Source organism: Spirosoma migulaei, from assembly GCF_054776855.1.
Genome location: NZ_BAAHBG010000022.1, coordinates 372,768 through 395,702 on the forward strand (window position 1 = coordinate 372,768; position 22,935 = coordinate 395,702).

Genomic DNA, 22,935 nt, shown 5'->3' on the forward strand with positions numbered 1-22,935 from the left:
ACTTAGTAAGGCTTTGTGTGACCCCATCGGGGTCACACAAACATATTTTTGTTTAAATCTGCCGGATTACTGTATAGGCCAAATCTTCATCTATTTACTAGGTGGAGGCCAAGTGAACTAAAGTCAACCGTTCAACATCCCATCTCCCCAATGCCAACCGACTCCTTTACGCTCACAATCCATATGGTTTCCAGTCTTGACGGCATGATTGCTAAAAAAGACAATAGCGTTTCCTGGTTTGAAACGGCTGACAGCTATGAGAAAGGAGTTGCCGGGCAAGACCCGGAGGAATTTCTTAAGACAATAGATTGCTATGTGATGGGTGCCCGGACCTATGAACACGCCTTAGAACTGTCGAAATCATATGGATGGGCGTATGGGGACACGCCAACAATTGTCGTCACGCACCGAAACCTGCCAATTGACAGAAAGAACGTTGAACTTTATTCGGGCGACCTCAACAAACTTGTGAATGAACACCTAACACCAAACTATACCAATGTCTGGCTTGTAGGCGGAGCCATGCTTGCCAGCGAGTTCATTCGGTTGAAGTTGGCAGACGAAATCCGGCTATCCGTTTTGCCTATTATTTTGGGAGATGGGCTATTGTTTCTTGATCAACTTGGCCAGGAACAAGCGCTGCACCTGAAGGAGGTGACCGCCTATAAAACCGGAATGGTAGAGCTGTGGTATGAAATAAGAAAAAAATAGGAGGCAACGCTTGAATTTCCCGCCCGACCGGGACGGTCGGCACTACATGTCCGCAATTGTACAATTTCTGTCCGTTTCTGGACATCTCAAAAAACTCTTCAAGTCAAAAATAGACATTATTTGGCCATAAAAGACCATTTCTCAAGTTGGCAAGGCATTTGTTTAGCAAATAATAAGCAAATCAGTAATGCCAATGGGAAGATCGTATTTAGGGGAATTCGAAGAGCTGGTTTTACTCACCGTAGCCGTGCTGGAGGGTGGGGCTTATGGCGTCACTATAGCCGCCGAACTTAAGCAGCGTACTGACCGAACAATCAGCCTGAGTGGGGTACACATTGCCCTGTATCGCTTAGAAGAAAAAGGCTTCGTCAGTTCTGAACTGGGAGGTGCCACAGCCTCTCGGGGAGGTCGGCGAAAACGCCTGTTCGGTATTACAGCCCTGGGGAAGCGAACCTTGGGCGAGATGCGGGATGTTCGCAATCAACTCTGGGATTCGATTCCGAACACCTACCCGATCATCAGTCATGGATAAGCCGAACGTATATCCCCACCCACCGGCCTGGGCCGATCGCCTGCTCACGTGGTTGTGTCCGCCCTACCTGCTGGAAGAGCTGCTGGGCGATCTGCATGAACAGTTTGAATTACAGGTAGAGGAAGTTGGCGAGAAGAAAGCCCGCCAGCTTTACGCTCTGGAGGTCATTAAATTCTGTCGGCCTTATTTCCTGAAGCGACGCGCTTCGGGTAGTGCTCAACTTATTTCGGCAAACACCCATCATTACAAATCAACAACCCGACGATTCGAGCCGAACCCGCGAACCACCTTTATTCTACAACCCGACATGCTCCATAATTATATTAAAATAGCCCTCCGTACCCTCTGGAAAAGCAAAGGCTATGCGACCATCAATGTCGTTGGCCTCTCAGTGGCCTTCGTTGTCTGTATTTTCCTGTTTCTCAGATCGTATTTGCACCTGACATTCGATAACTTCCATCAGGACGACGACCGTATTTTTCAGACCTACTTCTTCTCAAATGACCCAGAAAAAGCGCTCCGAAGTGGTAACATGCCTTTGCCCCTCACGCCAGCCTTAAAAGCTGATTTTCCGGAACTGGAAGCCGCAGCCCGCATTTTAACTGGGCGAAAAAGTCTGGTAGAAGTAAAGGGCAAATATTTCGATAAACTGGTCCTGCAAACCGATGAGGATTTCCTGAAAATCTTTTCGTTTCCTCTCGTTAAAGGAAATCGGGCAGTCGCACTTCACAATTTAAGCAGTGTCGTTATCAGCGAGAACATGGCCAAAACCGCCTTTGGTACCGAAGATCCTGTAGGCAAAACCCTGCTGATTGGCAACGATAGTAATAAAAAGCAATACATCGTAACTGGTATCATTAGCGATGCACCGTACAATTCCACAATTCAATACGACGCATTAATTCGGATCGAGAATTCATACGCTTATCAGCACGACAAAGATAATTGGACTGCTAATTCGCACACTGTTTATATAAAATTACCACCCCATGTCGATCAGGCTACGTTCGAAAATCGCCTGAAGCCCTTCGCACAGAAGTATTACCGCTCTGCGCTGGATGAACTCAAAAAGAAAGGAGCCCAACCCGACCAGCGTGGCGATTTATTTGCGGTGCGATTACAGAATCTTTCCCGAGTACATTTTGATCGGGATATAGCGGGGGGCGGTGGTACACCAATTGCCATCGTGTATACACTAATGGGTATCGCCTTTTTCATCCTGCTGATTGCCTGCATCAACTTCATTAATTTAAGCATTGCCCGTTCGTTTACCCGTGCCCGTGAGGTGGGGGTGCGAAAAGCGTTGGGCGCGCTCAAAAACCAGCTTTTTGTCCAGATCTGGGGTGAATCAACCCTGATTTGCCTGGTTGGGTTTTCAGTCGGTGTGCTCCTTACCTACCTGCTTCTACCTCTGTTCAACGCCACTTTTGACGGCAAACTCCAGTTTGCGCACATGCTTGAGCCAGGTTTTATTGGCGTCATTCTGGGCGTATTTGTGGCGGTTACGTTCGTGGCAGGGGGCTATCCAGCCTGGCAAATGGCAAAGTTCAATGCGGTAGAAGTGCTGAAAGGCAAACTGTCTATCAAACGACCCGGTGCCATACGCAACTCACTGATTGTTACGCAATTTGTTATGTCGAGCCTGCTGGCCTGTTGTACAATCATTGCGTCGCAGCAATTGGATTTTCTGCGTACAAGACCCCTTGGTTTCCAAAAAGAACAGGTTATCAGCATTCCGGTTGGCAATCAGGTGAATGGTCGGCAGGTGCTCGGTCGCCTGCGTAATACACTGGCTAACGATCCTTCGATATTGGCCATAAGTGGTACCGGAGTCAATTTGGGGCGTGGCAAAGATCACGTCAGCTCCCGTTCGACTATGGGATTCTCCTACAAAGGCAGAAAAGTGTCAAGCGATTTATTATTAATCGACTTCGATTACCTGAAAACCCTGAGCATTAAGCCAATAGCTGGCCGCGATTTTGACCGTACCTATGCAACAGACTCTGTGAAGCGTGTGATTATTACGGCGAGCATGGCCAAAATGATGGGCGAGTCTAACCCGGTAGGCGTATTGATGGGCGATGATGCCGACTCGTCGAACACAAAATCTCAGATTATTGGCGTCGTCCCCGATTTCCACCTGTATTCGCTGGCCGACGAAGCCAAACCCATTACGATGTACCTTTCGCATGATGAGCCTATCCGGTACATTTTTGTCCGCGTTACTCCGCAGAGCCTGGCGGGCACAATGGACAAGCTTAAAGATGTGTGGAAAGAAGTAGCTCCGCAGTCAGAATTTATCGGCACGTTTCTGGATGAGAACGTCGATGCCTGGTATCAGAATGAAGAGCAATTGTCGCGCATCTGTAGTCTGGCCTCTAGCATTGCCATTTTACTCTCCTGCTTAGGTCTGTTCGCCGTGGCCATGATGATCATCGAACAACGAACAAAAGAGATTGGCATACGGAAAGTAATGGGTGCCAGTCTGGCCAACATCATTGTCACGTTATCGCAGGACTTTGTAAAACTGGTACTCATTGCCCTGGTGATTGCTTTGCCATTAGCCTGGTTTTTAATGAAAACGTGGCTGGATAATTACCTGGAACACATCACAATCAGCGTATGGGTTTTCGCGGGTGTTGGCTTGGCGGCTGTTCTGATTGCATTGGCAACGGTCAGTTTCCAAACGGTAAAAGCCGCCCTCGTGAATCCGGTAAAGAGTTTACGAAGTGAATAACATAAACAACAATACACATGAAACATCTATTAATCATCCTGATGCTCAGTCTGAGTACGGCTGTACAGGCTCAGTCATCCAATTCCAGAGTGAAAACGCGAATTTCTGACGATAATCAAACCCTTTCAATCCAAATCGATGTAAATAAACACGGGCAGGATATTCATTACAAGCAAGCGTTTGACGTATCGGGCATGAACGGCCTGCAGATCGACCTGCTTAAATACCGGGTCTTTGCTTCTCAGGACATAACCTTGCCTTTTCATGAAATGAAACGATTGATGGGTGCAGTTTTAGGGGCAATTATCGTGATTGCCCTGGCTATTGCCGTCATCATCGTACGTCGCCCGACTAACAAAGGGACCCGGTCGACTTCAGAAAAGAAACAAGTACAAGTCATTTAATACCACTTTCAATGAGCTTTTTCGTATTACCCCCAACCCCCTGAAGGGGGCTTAAGTTGAGAATAGTCGAGCAAAGCCCCCTTCAGGGGGTTGGGGGTAATACGAAAAAGCTATATTGAAATAGCATAAAGTCGCACACTCGATAATTGAAGAAAGCATCGCCGATAACAGCGGTGCTTTTTTAGTCTAAGCCAAGTATGTAAAAGAACATTATTCACTCCTCAGATCAGGCTATCGATTACCATTTATTTAAAAATAGGCCCGCTTATATAGTATGCATTACACAGTACTATCTATTGCAAGTATCTTGTTTTTAAAAAGAGATGGCATCGACAAAAACGGATTCAACTGAGATTGAAGCTTTCTGGTTTCCGGGCCGCTGGGTTGGTGGAGCCTCGTTACTACTTGGCCCGATTTTGCTTTTGGCTGGAACACTCCTCCGCCTACAGTTCGACTTTTTCTTTCCTCAACAGCTCAAAGCTTACCAGGAACATCCAGTGCTACTCACTACATCTTATAGCCTGTTTCTGGCAGGTAACATAGTACTATGGCCCGCTATTGCTACCCTCGCCAAACTGATTGGCGATAAAGAACCTGCCTGGGGAATCTGGGGCGGAACCTTGGTTATACTAGGCCTATTTGCCCGCACCTTTCACTACGGTATTAATCATTTAGCTTTTCAATTAGTGAACATTCAGGGCCTGCAACAGGCAACAAAGGCCATTGCCAACTCATACGGGGCCTTCCATATCATTGCGACCCTATCAGCAGCAATTCTCTTTGGCTGGATCATATTAGCCATCGGCGCTTACCGCTCAGGCACGCTCGGCCTACTACGCTCGTTGGCCTTAGGCATGATGTCGTCCCTAATGCTTGGTGTACTCAAAGGCAGTTCTGTAGCCTCGGTAATCGCTACCACTGGTCTCTGCATAGCGCTGGTACCGCTTGGGGTTAAGGTGTTACGCGATGGCCCAACGCCAGGTAGTCGAGCCATTATGAGCTGGGTCGCGCTCATTCTTGGGTTACTTATACTTATGTATCTATGGGGGCAGGCAGGCTAAGCGATGTACAAAGCAATCCGTTCGCTACGGACAAACGATTTTGTAAAAGGTGTAGCTCACTGTTAGAGCAGCATAGGTATAACTATCTGATAGAGCCGGATTTCCCTGCGACGTTTTGGTAACTGCCTTACCAAATGTCAAATCGCCCAGACCGTCCAGGTAATCGTTCCGCGTAAACCGTGTACCGAACTCCAGACCAACACTCCAGGGGCGCTTTATTTCATACTTAACACCTATACCGAGTGGGTACGTAACAACGCCCCCTGCCCGAATAACATCATTATTGAATCTACATAAGCCTATTCCACCAAATATGTACGGAGTCCAGTTTTTAGCTTTAGGCAGAGGTTTGTAATTCAGGAAATTGTATTCAAAATCAATGTATAATTCCTGAATACTGGTCTTATAAGAGTAGTCACGAGCCAGTTGAAGAGGATCGCTACTGAAACGGTCTTCACCCCGGAAAGAGCCAATAGAGCCGCCTGCCCGCATGGAAAAGGATCGGGTTGCGTTATACCGAAAAAAACCACCAATAGCCGGACTAATCAACCGGGGGTTCAAGGCCGGATTCACATCGCCTTTGCAAAGCATTCCGCCTAACGTGGCTCCAAGTTCAATTTTTTGCGCTTGCGTGCTAAGACTGATAAAAAGCCCAGCTACAATCAGCCGGGCTATATTCATTCGGTATCGATGCATAAATTCGATGACAGTAACCTATATGTTTTCTGTCTACAGTTTACTTGGTAGGTGGGCACTTGATTTTTATGGGGATAATATACTGAATTGAAAAAGTAGTCAGTAAATAACCATCATTAAAAATTCCATCGGCTCCACGCATGGCAGTCGTGGTAAATTGGTCGGGGTTCGTCTGCCGGAAATCCTGCACACTCGGGTTACGCGTAACATTAACACGGGAGGCATCAGGCTCAAGTCGTCGATCTGACATTGTTTTTGCCAGGCCTTGTAAGGCGTCGGGAGAGGCATAAGGTCCGCCCACATCGTCAAGGTAGTCGGTAAATGTATACCGATACCCTATTTCAACACCAAGATTAAAGTTCTCATTAAGTCTGTATCGGGCGCCAATGCCAACTGGAATGGCCAGGGTTACAAGCGAATACGGCTTTTGATAGCCAGGTTGCCCCTGCCCTTCTGTATGCAATGGCTGGAGTTTTACCCACGTACGTGCGCCATATTGGTTACTGGTATCACTGGCGGTAGGTGTTCGGGCTTCTGGGCTGTGCGCCACTAAGGCCAAACCGCCAAACACGTAGGGGGTAAATTTTGCCCGAACACTTGAGTTACGTCCATCCTCAATAAAATTATAAATCCCCGTAACCGCGAACTCTTTTAAATCATTTCGGAAGTGCAGGTTTCGAGCATACTGAGCAGCAAATTTATTCGGATCACTTTTGCCGAATGTATAGTCATCACCCGTAATCCGAGCCCAGGTAAACGTAGCCCGGGCCGCAAAATTGGGCGTAAACTGGCGCGTATACCCAATGCCCAGATTCCAGCGAGGTAGCGTAAATAATGATTTAAACGGATGACTATAGCCTGCCAGATCACCAAAATAGGTAGATGTTCCTCCACCAAAAGTAACCGACGAATACGGAACGAAATGCGTGTTTGGTCGTCGCTGTGCCCAGCTTTCTGTAAGTAAACCTGTCAGCAACCAAACTGCCGCAGCGCTTATTACCAACTGCTTGTAGTTATTCATACTCTTTAAATAGGTGAATCAACCCTGATTGAGCTCATAAGCCAACCAATTCCGAAACGGCCGGATTGACGCTTTTATTGGCAGTATACCGTAAAAATTATGCCACAAATGGGAAATGGAGAGAATTTGAGAAAACTAAAGCAGACTGTATACAATCTCCGGTATTGGTTCGTTAATTACGGATATCCCAACCCCAATTAAGTTTACTACGCAACGTGTTCAGGAAGTTATCGTCGCTAAGTTTAACTAACCGCGCCTTAAATGTTTCTTTCTGAAGGCTGATCCGAACGGAGGTATCAACGGTAAACGAGCGGGAATCCAGTGCGGCAAGGAAGTTACCACTCCGGCTTTCAACCTCAAACGTAAACTGGCAAGTGTCCATCACTATCATTGGCCGAACGTTCAGGTTATGCGGGCTAATTGGTGTAATAATCAGGCTACCCGTATGCGGTAATAAAACCGGTCCCCCACAACTCAGCGAATAGCCCGTAGAACCCGATGGCGTGGACACGATCAGCCCATCGGCCCAGTATGAGTTCAGGAATTCGCCGTCAAGGTAGGCATGCACCGTAATCATTGACGAGGTTTGTGTACGGGTAATCGTAAAGTCGTTCAGTCCAAAGGGCAGGCTTCCAAAAATGTCCTGGCTCGACCGAACGCTTACCAATGTTCGTTCATCAATACTATACTGATCATTGAACAGCGCATCAATCATGAGCCGAACGGAGGCAGGCGCAACCGTTGCCAGAAAACCCAGTCGGCCAATGTTGATACCAATAATTGGAATTTCCCGGGGACCCACATGTGTCACGGCATCGAGCAGTGTGCCATCGCCCCCCAGACTGAATATAAAATCAGCATCTGTAACTCCTTCCTCGACCGTATAGGTAGCCTGACTATAATGGGCAACACCCGCATTATCCAGGAACTCTCGATAGCCTTGCGAGATAATCAGTTCGGCTTGCCGTCTGGCCAGTTCCTCGAACATGGACTGGATGTAAGGCCGGGCCGATTCGGGAAAGTTGCGCCCGTGAATGGCGATTTTCATAAGAAGAAGTTTACGGTTTACAGTTTACAGTTTATAGTTGGCTGTCGCATGAACAACGGTGCGACAGCCAACCGTAAACCGTAAACTGTAAACCTCAAAACTAGGTGTTAAGGTAACGAAGTAGCGAATCGAGCCGTTCCTGATCGATACTTTCGACAGGAGCATTGGCAAAAGCAGCTTCAATTTGGTAACCGAAGCGTTCAAGGGTTGAAATAACGGGCGAGATATCCCGTCGATTGAGTTTAAGTGTTAGCCGGGAGCGATCGGGCATGCCATAGGCAGCACTGGAAAAATAACTGCTGATGACTTTAACATTGTTGGATTCGATAAGTCGGCTGATCTCCGTCAATGAATAATCACGCTCGTTCATATTCAGAATCAAAATGGCACCCACATCCTGTACACCCAATTCCTGGGCAAATTGCTTGAGCAATTCACTAACAGCAATAGTACCAATAAATTCCTGTCCTTCATTCAGCACGGCAACCACTTCCATCTGATGCCGAACCACCAGTCCGAGTACCTCAAATAAGTGCTGGTCTTCCTGAACATAGGTTTGCTCAAACAGACGCATCACATTACCGATTGTGCGCTCATCGTCGGCAACATCCAGGAGCAGTTCTTCGCTCACTATACCCCGGTAATCGCCCTGATCAGTCAGCACGAGTTGCCCGACGCGGTGTTCCTGCATCCAGTCCAGTGCCTGCCCGACCGAGTCGGTTGGCTTCAGAGCCGGAAGCATTGGGTCTATTAGTTCGGCAGCCAGCATAGGTAATAACGTGTAGTAAATAAAACAGAAATCTGTTCACCAGAAAACTACGGAAATTCCTCCATAGTTTCCAAATCTTATTGGGTTAGTTGGTGGAGTAGGTGAAATAAGTGCAGTTAGTGCAGTGAGTGAAGTGGGTTTTAACTCGTAATTCACCTATTCTCAACTTCACTAACTCCACAACGAACTCATTTCACTAACTCCACTTACTAACTTACTCCACCAACTCACCAACCAGATGTCGGGCGAGCCAGCTATCCAGTAATTCATTAAACCGGTCGGGGCACTCCATCATGGGTGCATGGCAGCATTTATCAATAAAGTAAAGCTCCGAATTGGCAATGAGTCGATTAAACTCGTGGCCTACTTCTGCCGGTGTGATTGTATCGTTTAGACCCCAAACCAGCAGCGTGGGTACATTAATCTTGTGCAAATCTTTTGCCACATTGTTCCGTTGAGCCGACTTGGCAATACCCACAATGCTCATGCATTTAGGAATACTGCTGGTAATTTCAAACACTTCGTCAATCAGCTCTTTGGAAGCTACTTTCGGATCGTAGAATGTATAGGCAACGCGTTCGGCAATGTAGTCATAACTTCCTCGCTTGGGAAACGATCCACCCATACCATTCTCGAATAAGCCCGAACTACCCGTGAGCACTAAGCCCCGAACCTGATCAGGATTTTTGAACGTATACAGAATGGCTAAGTGGCCTCCCAATGAGTTGCCCAGCAACGTCATGCCGTGCAGCTCTTTCTGAGCAACAAACTTTTCAATATAGGCCACCAGTCCTTCCAGGCTAGCCTGCCGAAGTGGCATTTCATAAATGGGCAACAGTGGAATCACAACCCGGTAGCGATCCGAAAACGTGCTGATTACACTATCCCAGTTACTGAGCGCTCCAAATAGTCCATGCAGCAAGAGTAATACATCCCCCTGGCCTTCATCAACATAGCGGAAGCCCGCTTCTTCCCGAATCCGATAGTTCATGCGTATTCAATGGTTAAGGATGTGGCAGAATCTGTTTTTTTATTCCTAAACAATACAAACTCAATCCAGTTTTCAATAATTCGTAATCCATATTGTGTTAAGGCAGCTTCAGGGTGAAACTGAATGCCCCAGATCGGCAAAGTCTGATGGCGCAGTGCCATTACTTCATCCTGTTGCGTAACAGCAGTACAGGCCAATGAATCAGGCATGTCTGTAAGCACCAACGAATGATAGCGTGTTACATCAAACTCAGTCGGTAACCCTTGCCATAACACATCTTTTTCGATCACGCGGGTCAATGATACTTTACCATGCATTGGGCGATGGGCGGGTATCAGTTTTGCACCGAAAAATTCACCCAGAGCCTGATGTCCCAAACAAACGCCCAACATGGGTACCTGCTGATGATAATACTCGATCACATCCATAAGCCGCCCCGCCTGACCCGGAACGCCCGGACCCGGCGACAATACAACCGCATCGACAGGTTCGTCGGTCAGTTGGCTCCATGATTCGTTAGTACGAACAACCCGACAAACGGCACCCGCCTGCTGTAGATAATCTACGAGCATGTACGTAAACGAGTCAAAGTTATCAACAACCAACAGTTTCATGCGGCTATAACGCAACTTGTTGACACAAAATTAATATTTTCTAAAAAAAAACAACAATACACAATTATTACCTACTGATAGTCAATGCTTTAAACTTTTTTAAACTTCAAATAATTCAAATTTTATAAAAAAAGTACTACAACTTTGCCATCTCTGTTATGCTACAGTTAGCATGTCATTTAACTTTGAATTTTATTCACGTTTCCAACTCATTTAATTATGTCTGCTGATTTGCCCGGCCCGCCCGCCGTTGCGGTGGATTCACCCGTTGTTATTATTGGCGCTGGCATAGCCGGTCTTACCTGTGCCGTTTACCTGAAGCAAGCCGGTATTGATGCACTAGTACTCGAAGCCAGCGACGGTGTGGGTGGGCGCGTTCGTACGGATTATGTGGATGGGTTCCAGCTTGATCGGGGATTTCAGATTTTATTAACCGCCTATCCGGAAGCACAGCGATTGCTCAACTACAGCGCGCTGGATTTGAAACCTTTTCGATCAGGTGCGCTCATTCGTGATCAGGGGAACTGGATAACGTTGCAGAATCCACTTCAGGAGCCGCTATCAATTTTTCAAACGCTGGCATCCTCGGTGGGAACCGTAGGCGATAAACTACGTATTGCGGAATTAATGCGCCGAACCCAAAGCCTGACCTTTGATGAATTATTCCGCCAAACGCCCATAACAACCCTCGCTTTTTTACAGGAATTTGGGTTTTCAGAGCAAATCATTGACCGGTTTTTCCGTCCGTTTTTTGGCGGTGTGTTTCTGGAAGACAACCTGACGACGTCGAGCAATTTCTTCGAATTCTGTTTCCGGATGTTTTTCTCAGGCGATGGGGCCGTACCCGCAAAAGGCATCATAGCCATTGCCGATCAAGTAGCGAGCCACCTGAACCCTGAACAGATTCGGCTAAACAGCCCGGTGGAGGGAATTTCAGGCAATACCGTTCGCCTGCGTACTGGCGAGACAATCAAAGCCCGTGCCGTTGTGCTGGCCGTCGATGCAGCTCAGGCGGCTACGTTGTTAGGGAACCCTGCTCCTACTGAACAGGCATTTAACCAGACTACCTGCACCTACTTTTCAGCCGATCCCGCTCAACTTACGATCAGCCCTGAGCAGAAAAAGTTGTTGATTCTCAATACGAACCGGAATTCAGTGGTGCATAATATTGCCATTATGAGCGATGTTGCCCCCGACTATGCACCTGCCTATAAGGTCCTGATTTCAGTAAGTACACAAGGACCACAACCCATCAGCGAAACAGCCTTAGCCGAACTGATTAAGCAGGAACTTGTTGGCTGGTTCGGCCAGGGAGTTCAGGCATGGCACCATTTGCGCACCTATTCGATTCCGCGTGCGTTACCCGCCTATGCTCCAGAACAGGCAGGCGAAGACGCACTTCGTAAATCCCTCCAGCCAGGTCCTAATCTCTACCAGTGTGGTGATCAAACGGCCTATCCATCGCTCAACGCAGCCATGCAAACGGGTCGGGAAGTAGCGGAGATGATCAGTAAATAATAGTGGGAGTCGTGTAGTGGTGCAGTAGTGTAGTAGGTTTTAGGAACTACTACACTACTGCACCACTACACGACTCCCACTATTAACCAATTACTGTTTGGCACTCAGTTGATCCAGAAACAGGTACCGCGCCCGATTTTTCTCCGTTTCAGGGTGGGTGTTTACATCGATCAGCATGAAGGGAGCCTCTTTGTCACCGCTTACTGCCGACCATTTCGGCAAACCGGTTCCGTTGGGATTCCCGGTTTTTATAAAGTTGGCGAAGTAATTCTGCATCACTTCCGACACCTTATAATCGTCGGGCGTCCAGGCATAGGTTTTATTACTGGCCAGATTACCCATGGCGTATTCGATTTCGGCAGAATGCACGGCACCACGTGCCGGAGCTATTTTCATAGCCGATGCATCACCCCCTCTAACAACACCACCGGCTAAACCAGGAGCAGCATCGCCCATAGCAGCCGTCATAGCTGGGCGGGGCCGTGCGTATAGATAGCGGTATACAGGCTTACCACCCGTTTTCGCCTGTAGATCAGACCAACGCCAGGTGCTGTAGCCAATAAAACGATCGCTGGCTAAATCCGTAGCGGCCTGGAGCACCTGCTCATCCGAACTGGCTGGGTATAATTTCAATACTTCCTCAGCGCGTTCAGGATAGAGTTTCTTCACGGCGGCCGTATAATTATCTACCGTAGGTTGTTCTTTACCCAGTACAGACCGATAATTCATTTCCTCCGAATTCCAGCCAACCAGCAAGGGCACATGCGCCTGTTCACCAGCTGCGAATAGCTCAACCGGCGATTTAGGGAAGAAATAGCCGTCTAAAGCCGATGTAAACCAAGGTACACCTGGCTTGGTAGTGGCTTCGAGTAGCTTTTCTGCCGACATTGCCCGTAGCTCGGCCAGCGAATTAGCACCGGCACCGGTTGCAAACTTAACGCCCATTGCCTCGGCAGTAGCCAGTGGCGCAGGTGGCAGTGTTCCTAGTAATGAACCACTTTCGCCAATAGCACCTGCAATCAGGTTCTTCGATAAAGGCGAGACCATTTGCGCACTGACCGAAACCGAGCCTGCCGATTCACCAGCAATAGTAACCCGCTTGGGGTCGCCACCAAAGGCAGCAATGTTTTGCTGTACCCATTTGAGAGCAGCCGCCTGGTCCAGATAGCCATAGTTGCTTGATGCGTGGTGGGGAGATTCTTTGGTTAACTCAGGATGGGCCATAAAGCCAAATACGCCTAGCCGGTAGTTGACCGTGAGGGCCACAATGCCTTTACGGGCCATACTTTCGCCGTCATAACGTGACTCAGAGCCATCGCCCGCTACGAATCCCCCCCCATAGAAATACACTAATACGGGGAGTTTCTCATTGGATGATTTGGCAGGAGTCCACACGTTCAGATAGAGACAATCTTCGCTCATCCCATCGGAGCGGAAACCCATGTCCCCAAAAATATTGCCCTGCATGGCACGTGGACCAAAATGGTCGGCTTTACGTACCCCCGTCCAGTTTTTGGTGGGTTGTGGCTCTTTCCAGCGCAAGTCGCCAACTGGCGGTTGAGCAAAGGGAATTCCTTTGAAAGCGCGAATGCCGCTGGCTTCGGTAACGCCTTCCACCATCCCATTGGCAGTTTTAGCCTGGGGCGCATTAGTCGACTGAGCCACGGCCAGATGGGCGAATGGCACAGTCAGCAATGAAAGCATAAAAAGGGTTTTCATGTCAATCAGTTTTGTGTAATCGTGAAAAAAGGTTGGCTTACATCTATTTACTCCCTAATCAGTCAATTAGATAAGGAAGTATTTCTATTATTGTAACAAATTGATACAATAATAGACGCTTCGAGTGAGACGGCCAAAATTTTTGTTACTTGCGGCTAAATTTTAATGGCATGAATGATCAGTTACACCCGGAAGAGAGCAAAACAGACGGTTCAGGTTTTTTACCAGGTCTGGCCATCGACACGGTCATTTTTGGGTTTCACCAAAATCAGTTGAAGATTCTTCTGTTGGAGTATCGTAACACCGGGTTGATGGCGTTGCCGGGCGGATTTATTCTAACAACTGAAAATTTGAACGATGCGGCCCGACGGGTTTTATCAGAGCGAACAGGTTTGCATGATATTTACCTGGAGCAATTTTATGTCTTTGGCGATCTCAATCGCCACGACCCAAGCCCGATGCGGGCTATCATGACAGCTAAAGGATTAACGCCCAGGGAGAATCATTGGTTGCTCGGCCGGTTCGTTTCAGTAGGCTATTACGCCTTAGTTGATTTTACAAAAGCAGTGCCCATTCCGGACTCCCTGTCGGATAGTTGTGGCTGGTACGATTTAGCCAATCTTCCTCCACTTATGCAGGATCATCAAACCATTGTTCAGAAGGCATTAGACACGTTGCGCACCGACCTTGATCGGAAACTAATTGGCTTCAATCTACTCTCCGAAATCTTTACAATGGCTGATTTACAACGCCTGTACGAAACCATTCTGGATCAGAAACTACATCGATCCGGTTTTCAGCGCAAGATGCTAAGTCTGGGTATTCTGGAGCGTCTGGATAAACAATACAGCGGGGGCGCTCATAAAGCTCCATTCCTGTATCGATTTAGTTCAGCTAAATAAACCAGTTATATTGCTCAAAAAATCGCGAAGCCAATAAACAACTGGTCTGATCCGTTGACCTTTTCATGCGTGGAAACGTACTGCTCCGTTATAGTTTACCCCTGCTGATTGTTCTACCAATTGGCTTTTTATTCCTTTACCCACAACTGATTCAGTGTATTCGGGTTAGCCAGTCGGCAAACTTTCGACCACTCACGGGTATGCCAACGGTTTATGTGCATCAGGCCGCTACAAGCCAGCAACATAAACAACTCCGCCAACATGTTCGAACAGCTCAGCTTCGTATTAAACGCTTCTGGGGAGCCCAACGTGGGCGAGCCATCCTGATTTATTGCCCTGAACAAGCTGATTACGAGCAATATTGTGCTGGTGGAGAAGGGGCTGGCTGTAGTTTGGGAATGCCCTGGGGAGACTCGTATTTAGTGATGGGCCCAGATGGCAACAATGCCGATGTAATTGCCCACGAACTGTGCCACGATGAATTATTTACCCGGCTGGGCTGGTGGCGGGTTAAACGACAGATTCCCCAATGGTTCAACGAAGGCCTTGCCTTAATGGTGGATTACCGATTCAGCAACCCAACGATATGGGAGCATCCAGATAGTTCATCACGCAACAGATCAGAATGGCCTGAAACAAGATCCATGCACATTCGCCCACGCCCGATGTTAAAACTCTCGGACCTTGAAACTACCCACGATTTTTTTGGAAACAATCCTACCCATACCATGCTGGCCTATCAAACAGCCGCCGATGAAGTGGCCCGCTGGCTATCTAAAGTGGGCCGGGCAGGTGTACCAGCCTTATCCAATGCCATTGCAAACGGCGACGATTTCGCGGATGCATATCACCGGTTAGAGCGAGGTAAAAAGAGCCAGTTATAAGCTGGCGCGGGTATACCGCACGGGCACCCCATACCAGACTTGAACTACTTTTTACAACTTCACAATTCGCTTAGATGCCTTCTTATCCCCGACCCGTATGTTTAAAATATACGTACCGGCTGGATATTGATCGAGCGAAACCGACGACGTAGGCTGTCGGGTCTCCTGCCGGGTAGTTATATGACCTTTCAGATCAGCCACCTCCAGGAAGGCTGTCTGCGTAGGTGCCAATCCCGGGATATGTACGGTTAGGTTTGTTGTAGCAGGAATTGGATAGACATCTATGGCATCTGCCAGTACTTGATCCTCAATGCCTAACGCTGGATTTACCGTAACAACAAGATGGTTCTGATTATAGATTGACCCAGCGCAGCCATCTAAACTCGTCCGGAATGTTAATATGGCTTTACCCGGTTTATCGGTCTTGGGAATAACTGGATACGATGTTCCACTAGATGAGTAAGCATCGATAGCATCCGTAAGTCCCGTAAAAGGCAAATCGCCCGACTCCCTGAGATAATAGACAATTACGTTATCTGGTAGCGGCCTAAGACCATATTCTCTTATTGAAACAGCTTTATCTCCCTGATTATAGTTGATGGCTCCCCAAATGTCTCCACCGGTACTGTAGATGTTTATGGGAATTACCAGTGGCGCTTTTGGCTTAACCACTACCTTAATTTCTCTCTTATCACTTTCACAACCGTCAATTTGCTGAGTCGCATAATAGAATGTTGTGCCAGGCCCACTTTTAACGATTATAAAATAGTTCTTAGTTGAACTATCGTTGTAGGGTATGCTGCCATCCTGATTGTACAGTTTGGTCTCCGCCATGGGTGAGGTCGCCGTTAACGAAACAGACATAAACGGATTACGTGAGCCAATCGGTTTTTCGCATTCGATAAGTTCAGCAGGCGCTATCGGTGGATCAGGCCGAGCCTTTATTTTCAATAGGGTTGAACTGGGTGTACTGACAACCGTAGAATTATTTGATACCAGTCGAACCCGATAACTGCTTCCTGCGATCGTATTAGCTGGAATAGTAGCCCGATACGTTACTTCGGTACTGCTCGATGTCGATAAAGGTACCGATGGAACGAGGGAATAGATAGTACCATCTGGCGATATTTCTACAGCAAAATCGCCGGTGACACCTACACGACGAGCCGTCACATCCATTTGTGAACCCGCACATACGAATGTGAAGGGCAAGGGATTTGTGTCAATAGATTGAGCTACAGCCTGAATCGCCAATAGACAGGCAAGAAGAGTGATAAATCTTGTTAGTAAGTCGTTTCTATTGCATTCAAATAAACTAGACCAACGCGAATAGTGAGCCATCGTACAAGTAAGTTGGGGATTAAATTCTGACAACCAACCAACTACTATTAATAAGTTTTACCGATAAAAGGTGAGTTCCCGAATTCGAGACAACTAGCTCTTTTTATTGCTTCACAATTCGCCTGGAGGTCTTCCGGTCCCCAACTCGTATGGTCAGAATATACATACCGGCTGGGTGCTGATCGAGCGAAACCGACGATGTAGCCTGTCGGGTTTCCTGCCGGGTAGTTGTGTAGCCAGTCATATCCGTAATTTCCAGAAACGCCGTTTGTGTCGTCGATAAGCCGTTGATTCGGACCGTCAGACTTGTGATGGCTGGAACAGGATAGACCTCCACTGCTTCGGCCAGCAATTGGTCCTCAATTCCCAATAGTGGATTCACCGTCACCGTTACCACGCGAGCTGTTAATGTACCTGCGCCACATACATTGCTAACGGATGTCAGAAAATAGGACGTGGTTTTTCTGGGGTTTACGGCAAAGGCATAGGGGTTTGTGGTGGCGGTCAATGACTGAACCGTACCCAGTCCAGTTCCAGTGCTGTCACGATAGGCGAAGTTCCAGGGCGCATCGCCTGAAAACACGACGGATAAACTGGCAGGTTGTCCCTCGTAAATGGTCTGGTTCCCGGTAAGTGTGGCTGCGGCCAGCGGTCGAACGGTCAGTAAGGTTGAACTAACGCTTCCATTAACCGGGATTTTGGGATTCGTTGCTACAACACGCACCCGGTAGGTACCGCCCGTTGTATTGGTGGGAATCGTACCGGTCACTTGCCCATCCGTAGCCAGGCTATTCGGTACATCCACATAAGATACTTTTGTCGTATCTGTTTCAATCCGAGCCAGTTGAAGCTTAAAAACGCTCCCCGAATTGAATACCCCTGATGTTGAGAAACGCGTTGTCAAACTAGCACCCGCACAGAGGGTTGTTGAGGTAAGAGCTAAGGTCTGAATAGTAGGCACAAGGACAGTGACCGTAGCTGACGATCCATTGTTGGGCAATCCGGTTCCGCATTTATTGCTTACTTCAGTAACTTGGTAAACAGTCGTTTTCTCTGGCAGAACCAGAATGGTTGTGTCTTTTATGGCGGTTCCGGTTAACCCAGTCGACAATTTATAGCGGTATGGCCCTATGCCCGTAAAGGTTAGTTTCAGGGGCACCTCTAATCCCAGATTGGCGGTAGTACTGCCCGTTATAGACATAGCGGGTAGCGCCTGAACAAATACGGTGATGGCCACTTTCGCACTTTCGCACCCATTGGCCGTTTGCGTCACATAATACACATCCCCATTCGGATTGGAGGAAACAGTCAGCGTGGGTGGTGTTGGGGCTGTTGTTGTCACGTTACCACTCGGGTCGGTCCATTTCAGATTTGTACCCGTAGCCTCCAGCGGCTGCGCAGTAGTTCCCTGACAAAGTTCAACCGTTGCCTTACTAACAGTTGGAACAGGTGTTGTTGAAATTGTAACAACCAACGTAGACTTTGGGCTTTCGCAGCCATTTACGGTTTGCGTCACCAGCAGCGAAAACGACCCCCCTTTGTCGGTGGTGATTGTCGGAGCGGCACCAAACTTGTTTCCATCGGTGTTGTACCAGGTTAGCCCCTCACCTATGGCCGTTACGGCTTCAGCCGATGCAAACTGACAAATCGTCTTTGGCGTTACAGCCGGTGCAGATGGGATGGGCTTTACCACAACCGCCAGTAGGGCGCGAGGGCCTTCACAACCTTCCAGACTTTGGCTAACGTAATAGCTTGTCTGGCCCGTCTGGCTGGTACTGTAGATTGGCGACGTTGTTATACCAGTACCGCCTGTTTCGGTGGTGTACCATCGTAAGTTCTGGCCAGTGGCCGAAAGTGACTGAGTTGGGGAGTTCTGACAGACTGACAGTGCCACAGTGCCCGGTGCACCTGGTGTGGATTTGGTGGTTACCTTAATTTCGGCCCGCGCGCTTTCACAATTATCCGTCGTTTGAGTCACAAAATAGCTTACCGTCCCTGGTATATCGGTTGACGGCGTAGGCGCTGTAGCGAAGGTTTTTCCGGATGCATCGTACCATTTTAACCCCGTACCCGTAGCAGAAAGCGATAAAGCCGCTGTTTGCTGGCAGTAACTATAGGAGTTGATTGCCGTTGGTGCCGCTGGTGCGGCCTTTACGGTCAGAATGGTCGGGCTTGGGCTTCCATTGATATCTGGATTTTTTGATACTACCCGAATCCGGTAATTTGTTCCGGCGGGTGTGCCGACTGGAATTGTAGCCCTGTATACAATTTCATAACGACCCGATGCCGATACAAAGACTGAAGGAATTTCGGTATAGGTCGCTCCGCCGTCAGATAGCTGTATCGCGTAGCCATCAGCAGCTGTGGTTCTAAAACCAGTGACATCCAGTTGCGCGCCTGGACAAATTGCGGTCACGCTTAGTGGCTCTGTATCGAGCGTTTGTGCTGATAAACGGCTGGCACAGGCAAGTTGAATAAGGAGGAATAGACTTGTCAGCAGACGTTGCCTGATGTGTTTAAAGGGTAGCTGGTAGGGCATATGTAGTGATCGGGCTATGGGTTAGGTATTAATCAATGAACAGAGCAAATATAGACCTCTATTGACGGATTTATAGTAAACGGTAACTCAGCGCTCAATTACCCTATTCGAAAAAGGAAATGTTTTCTTATAACCCAATTTAAACGCGTATGGGTTTATTATTACTTGTTTATCATGGTTACGTCAAGGCAACCAGTTTCCCTTTTTTTACTTTTGTAGCCAATTCATCTGGCAAATGAGCCAGAATTTCGTCCCTGAATGTGTTAATAAGTTTACGCTTAAGGAAGCTTCGATGCATCACAAGACTTACTTCCCGGACCGGTTGGGGCTGATCGAATGGGCGAAGTCGTGCCTGGCGGATGGTATCCATATCCAGTGTAGCCAGATAGGGCAATAATGTAAATCCTCCCTGTTTGTCAATTAGCTTGATCAATGTTTCGAGTGATCCTGTTTCATAGCGCAGGGCCGTTGTCCCGTTGGCTTGCCGATCTGCCCCGCACAGGTTCATAACCTGGTTACGAAAGCAGTGACCTTCGGTGAGCAGCCAAAGTCCATCCGTATCCAGATCAGCGGGAGCAATGGTTGAGTTGACAAGTAATGGGTTTGATTCGGCAGCGTAGACGACAAAAGGCTCCTGAAATAACGGGATTTCAGTAATGCCATTTTCTGCCAGGGGCGTAACAACCAGGCCTACATCAATTAATCCATTCCGAAGTCGTTCAACAACCTGTTCTGTCACTAACTCCTGAATTTGTACCGATACGGCCGGGTATTTGGCTATAAATTCGCCGATAAAATAGGGCAGCAGATACGGAGCCAGCGTTGGGATGATCCCAATTCTGAAATCACCCCGAAAATCGTCTTTCGATTCACTGACCAGTTCAGGAATTCGCTGGGCAGCCCGTAATACATCCCGTGCCTGAGCCAGAATAGCCTGCCCTGTTTCGGTTGGTACTACAGGCTGCTTTGATCGGTCAAAAACCAGAATACCCAGTTCATCTTCCAGCTTTTGAATCTGCATGCTCAATGTTGGCTGCGTTACATGACAGGCTTCTGCTGCGGTCGCAAAATGCCGATACGTATCTACGGCAACAATATAATCGAGTTGTGATAAGGTCATCAACAAATATAGGGGGATGAGGTAAGATGTAGGATATAGGATGTATGGTGTATGATTCGATGCAGGGAAAGGATTACATCCTACCCTCTCTCGTTAACAAATCTAAAGTCCGAAGAACCAAACCAAACCGTTGTTGTTCTATTTTTGTCAATCTAACCCCCCACATCGATGAAAGAAGTTCGACTTTTCGTATTGCTGCTCTTAGTAAGTGGACCATTTAGCATAGCGCAGTCAAAGAAAACAACGAATCCACCCGCTCCTGGCTTCGATCTGGCGGGTTCGGACGCCCGAGCGGTACAAATTGCCGATGAGGTTATGGCGGCTATGGGAGGCCGGGCGGCCTGGGATGAAACCCAGCTCATTGCCTGGAATTTCGACGGGGTTCGGAAACTCGTCTGGGACAAGTGGTCGGGCGATGTTCGAGTCGATAATCTGCACGACGATCAGACCGTCCTACTGAACATTAATAATGATATGGGGCGTGTTTTTCGAAAAGGGGAAGAACTAACAACAGCTGATTCGGTAGTCAAATACGTCAGACAGGGGAAACGGAACTGGATTAATGACTCCTACTGGCTATTCATGCCGTTCAAGCTTAAAGATCCTGGCGTAACACTCAAGTATCTTGGCCCAGAACCTACCCAGATTGGCAAACCGGCGGATGTACTACAGGTTACATTTAAAAATGGTAGCCCAATGCCCGGTGCACGCTATAAAATCTGGGTCGATAAGAAATCCCGGCTGGTAACGCAGTGGGCCCATTTTCAGAAACCGGTTGATCAACAACCCGCCTTCATACTTCCCTGGGATGATTATCAGCAACACGGCAACATTTTACTTTCGGGAGACCGTGGTGACCATGAGCTAACCGATATTATGATTTTTTCGGGCTTACCCGGTGAAGTATTCAGTGATTTCACCCGTACTGATCTCAGCCGATACCCCGCAGCCAAATGAATACCAATTACCGTAACCCAGTATCAAAACAACCTAGTTAAATCTCTGTTTTCCTCTACATGGAAGTTTCTGTTTTACAGCCACACGTTACTACCCCAAAATCGGTGGGTAAAACGGGCGTTTTAATTGTTAATCTTGGTACACCCGATAGCCCTGCTGTTCCGGATGTCCGTAAATACCTGCGCGAATTTTTAATGGATGGCCGGGTCATTGACATCTCATATGTGTCGCGTTTTCTGCTTGTCAATGGCATTATTGCCCCATTTCGGGCGCCTAAATCGGCAAAGATTTATAAGCAGCTCTGGACAGAAACGGGTTCCCCATTGAAGTATTATGGTCATGTAGTGGAGCAGGAACTTCAAAAGCAATTGGGTGATGAATATGTAGTAAAACTGGCGATGCGCTATCAAAGCCCCAGCATCGACGCTGGCTTGAGCGAATTTCAGAAGCTTGGCCTAACCGATATTGTTGTCGTTCCATTTTTCCCGCAATATGCATCGGCCTCAACGGGTTCGGTCTATGAAAAGGTAATGGACATTGTCAGGAGTTGGGAGGTCATTCCGGCCATTCGGTTCGTTAATCGTTTTCTGGAGCACCCTAAATTTATTGAGGGCTTTGCTCAAATAGCCCGCAAATACATGGCGGCTTATGATTACGACCATTTCCTGTTCAGCTATCATGGTCTACCCCAAAGCCAGATTCGGAAAGGCGATATCACGAAAACGGTTTGTCAATTTGGTGAATGCTGTAGTACCTTCCACGCCCTGAATCAGCATTGCTATCGGGCACAATGCTTCGAAACAACCCGACTGCTGGTAAAGGCATTAGGCATTCCTGAAGGGAAATATACAACCTGCTTTCAGTCACGACTGGGCAGCGACCCCTGGATTAAACCCTATACTGACGATATTATTAAGGAATTACCTGGAAAAGGCATCAAAAGCGTACTCGCCTTTTCCCCTGCTTTTGTGGCCGACTGCCTGGAAACAACGATTGAAGTAGGCGTGGAATACAAGGAATTATTTGAGCAGGCTGGCGGTGGACACTGGCAACTAGTAGAGAGTCTGAACGACAGTCCCATCTGGATCGAAACACTGATCGATCTTGTCAAAACAGCATAGGGACGATGTTTAGACTATTTTGTTTATTTTAACCACAGAGGCACAGAGAACACAGAGTTTTAATTAATTAGCAAAACTCTGTGTTCTCTGTGCCTCTGTGGTTAAAACTCTTTCATAAAAATAGCCCGCTTCTTGTTTAGAGAAAGCGGGCTTTACATTACGGCAGATACAGCACTGAGAGTATAAGAGGCAATCTATTGCAACAGGTAGTACAGCAGCAACATACGCTAATTTCTTATAGCTGGCGCCA

The 22,935-nt window shown here is 47.8% G+C and carries 20 protein-coding genes; 10 read left to right on the forward strand and 10 right to left on the reverse strand.

The features are described from left to right. Window positions 1-150: 150 nt before the first annotated feature. The 5 genes from ACYVGO_RS22830 (at window position 151) to ACYVGO_RS22850 (ending at window position 5,445) form a co-directional block, all read left to right on the forward strand. The gene (locus ACYVGO_RS22830; RefSeq protein ID WP_460971239.1) at window positions 151-711 is read left to right on the forward strand and encodes a dihydrofolate reductase family protein; all 561 of its coding nucleotides are present in this window, start codon (window positions 151-153) and stop codon (window positions 709-711) included. A gap of 193 nt (window positions 712-904) precedes the next feature. After that, entirely contained in the window at window positions 905-1,243 is a 339-nt protein-coding gene (locus ACYVGO_RS22835; RefSeq protein WP_142771806.1) for a PadR family transcriptional regulator, read from the forward strand. Continuing rightward, window positions 1,236-3,980 (forward strand): FtsX-like permease family protein, encoded by a 2,745-nt coding sequence (locus tag ACYVGO_RS22840; protein ID WP_460971240.1) that lies wholly within the window; start codon window positions 1,236-1,238, stop codon window positions 3,978-3,980. Before ACYVGO_RS22835 ends, ACYVGO_RS22840 begins: the two co-directional genes overlap by 8 nt. Before the next feature lie 17 nt (window positions 3,981-3,997). Continuing rightward, on the forward strand, window positions 3,998-4,384 hold the full coding sequence (locus tag ACYVGO_RS22845; RefSeq protein ID WP_460971241.1) for a hypothetical protein: 387 nt from the start codon (window positions 3,998-4,000) through the stop codon (window positions 4,382-4,384). A gap of 323 nt (window positions 4,385-4,707) precedes the next feature. After that, a complete protein-coding gene (locus ACYVGO_RS22850; protein ID WP_460971242.1) occupies window positions 4,708-5,445 on the forward strand; it encodes a hypothetical protein in 738 nt (245 codons plus the stop codon). 24 nt (window positions 5,446-5,469) lie between these two features. On the opposite strand, the gene porG is transcribed toward ACYVGO_RS22850, so the two are convergent. The 6 genes from porG to ACYVGO_RS22880 form a co-directional block, all read right to left on the reverse strand. Then, the gene (porG, locus tag ACYVGO_RS22855) at window positions 5,470-6,141 is read right to left on the reverse strand and encodes a type IX secretion system protein PorG (RefSeq protein WP_460971243.1); all 672 of its coding nucleotides are present in this window, start codon (window positions 6,139-6,141) and stop codon (window positions 5,470-5,472) included. 40 nt (window positions 6,142-6,181) lie between these two features. Next, entirely contained in the window at window positions 6,182-7,162 is a 981-nt protein-coding gene (locus tag ACYVGO_RS22860) for a DUF6089 family protein (RefSeq protein WP_142771803.1), read from the reverse strand. 172 nt (window positions 7,163-7,334) lie between these two features. Next, window positions 7,335-8,210, reverse strand: coding sequence for an NAD kinase (locus ACYVGO_RS22865; protein ID WP_142771802.1), 876 nt, complete (start codon window positions 8,208-8,210; stop codon window positions 7,335-7,337). A gap of 100 nt (window positions 8,211-8,310) precedes the next feature. After that, the gene (locus ACYVGO_RS22870) at window positions 8,311-8,979 is read right to left on the reverse strand and encodes a CBS domain-containing protein (RefSeq protein WP_142771801.1); all 669 of its coding nucleotides are present in this window, start codon (window positions 8,977-8,979) and stop codon (window positions 8,311-8,313) included. 214 nt (window positions 8,980-9,193) lie between these two features. Continuing rightward, entirely contained in the window at window positions 9,194-9,970 is a 777-nt protein-coding gene (locus ACYVGO_RS22875) for an alpha/beta fold hydrolase (protein WP_142771800.1), read from the reverse strand. Next, the gene (locus tag ACYVGO_RS22880) at window positions 9,967-10,584 is read right to left on the reverse strand and encodes an anthranilate synthase component II (RefSeq protein WP_142771799.1); all 618 of its coding nucleotides are present in this window, start codon (window positions 10,582-10,584) and stop codon (window positions 9,967-9,969) included. The genes ACYVGO_RS22875 and ACYVGO_RS22880 overlap by 4 nt, the downstream gene beginning before the upstream one ends. A 219-nt stretch (window positions 10,585-10,803) precedes the next feature. Here ACYVGO_RS22880 and ACYVGO_RS22885 point away from each other — a divergent pair, with 219 nt between their 5' ends. Then, entirely contained in the window at window positions 10,804-12,102 is a 1,299-nt protein-coding gene (locus tag ACYVGO_RS22885; protein WP_460971244.1) for a protoporphyrinogen/coproporphyrinogen oxidase, read from the forward strand. Window positions 12,103-12,192: 90 nt separating this feature from the next. Here ACYVGO_RS22885 and ACYVGO_RS22890 read toward each other — a convergent pair whose 3' ends face one another. Then, entirely contained in the window at window positions 12,193-13,821 is a 1,629-nt protein-coding gene (locus ACYVGO_RS22890; protein WP_142771797.1) for a carboxylesterase/lipase family protein, read from the reverse strand. A 170-nt stretch (window positions 13,822-13,991) separates the two neighbouring features. On the opposite strand from ACYVGO_RS22890, the gene ACYVGO_RS22895 reads away from it, so the two are divergent. Both ACYVGO_RS22895 and ACYVGO_RS22900 read left to right on the forward strand, forming a co-directional pair. Then, window positions 13,992-14,723, forward strand: a complete 732-nt coding sequence (locus ACYVGO_RS22895) for an NUDIX hydrolase (RefSeq protein ID WP_460971245.1) — start codon at window positions 13,992-13,994, stop codon at window positions 14,721-14,723. Window positions 14,724-14,788: 65 nt separating this feature from the next. Further along, window positions 14,789-15,607, forward strand: a complete 819-nt coding sequence (locus ACYVGO_RS22900; protein ID WP_460971246.1) for a hypothetical protein — start codon at window positions 14,789-14,791, stop codon at window positions 15,605-15,607. Window positions 15,608-15,658: 51 nt separating this feature from the next. Here the strand turns inward: ACYVGO_RS22900 and ACYVGO_RS22905 are convergent, their stop codons facing one another. From ACYVGO_RS22905 to ACYVGO_RS22915, 3 genes are all read right to left on the reverse strand, one after another. Continuing rightward, window positions 15,659-16,819, reverse strand: a complete 1,161-nt coding sequence (locus tag ACYVGO_RS22905; RefSeq protein WP_460971248.1) for a T9SS type A sorting domain-containing protein — start codon at window positions 16,817-16,819, stop codon at window positions 15,659-15,661. Window positions 16,820-17,051: 232 nt separating this feature from the next. Beyond that, window positions 17,052-19,487: a T9SS type A sorting domain-containing protein gene (locus tag ACYVGO_RS22910; RefSeq protein ID WP_460971249.1), complete on the reverse strand. Its 2,436-nt coding sequence runs from the start codon at window positions 19,485-19,487 to the stop codon at window positions 17,052-17,054. 178 nt (window positions 19,488-19,665) lie between these two features. After that, window positions 19,666-20,607 carry a LysR substrate-binding domain-containing protein gene (locus tag ACYVGO_RS22915; protein WP_460971250.1) on the reverse strand — a complete coding sequence of 314 codons (942 nt, stop codon included), beginning with the start codon at window positions 20,605-20,607 and terminating at the stop codon, window positions 19,666-19,668. A gap of 168 nt (window positions 20,608-20,775) precedes the next feature. On the opposite strand from ACYVGO_RS22915, the gene ACYVGO_RS22920 reads away from it, so the two are divergent. Both ACYVGO_RS22920 and hemH read left to right on the forward strand, forming a co-directional pair. After that, window positions 20,776-21,564 carry a hypothetical protein gene (locus ACYVGO_RS22920; RefSeq protein ID WP_460971251.1) on the forward strand — a complete coding sequence of 263 codons (789 nt, stop codon included), beginning with the start codon at window positions 20,776-20,778 and terminating at the stop codon, window positions 21,562-21,564. A gap of 59 nt (window positions 21,565-21,623) precedes the next feature. Then, the gene (gene hemH, locus ACYVGO_RS22925; RefSeq protein WP_460971252.1) at window positions 21,624-22,685 is read left to right on the forward strand and encodes a ferrochelatase; all 1,062 of its coding nucleotides are present in this window, start codon (window positions 21,624-21,626) and stop codon (window positions 22,683-22,685) included. Window positions 22,686-22,935: the final 250 nt, after the last annotated feature.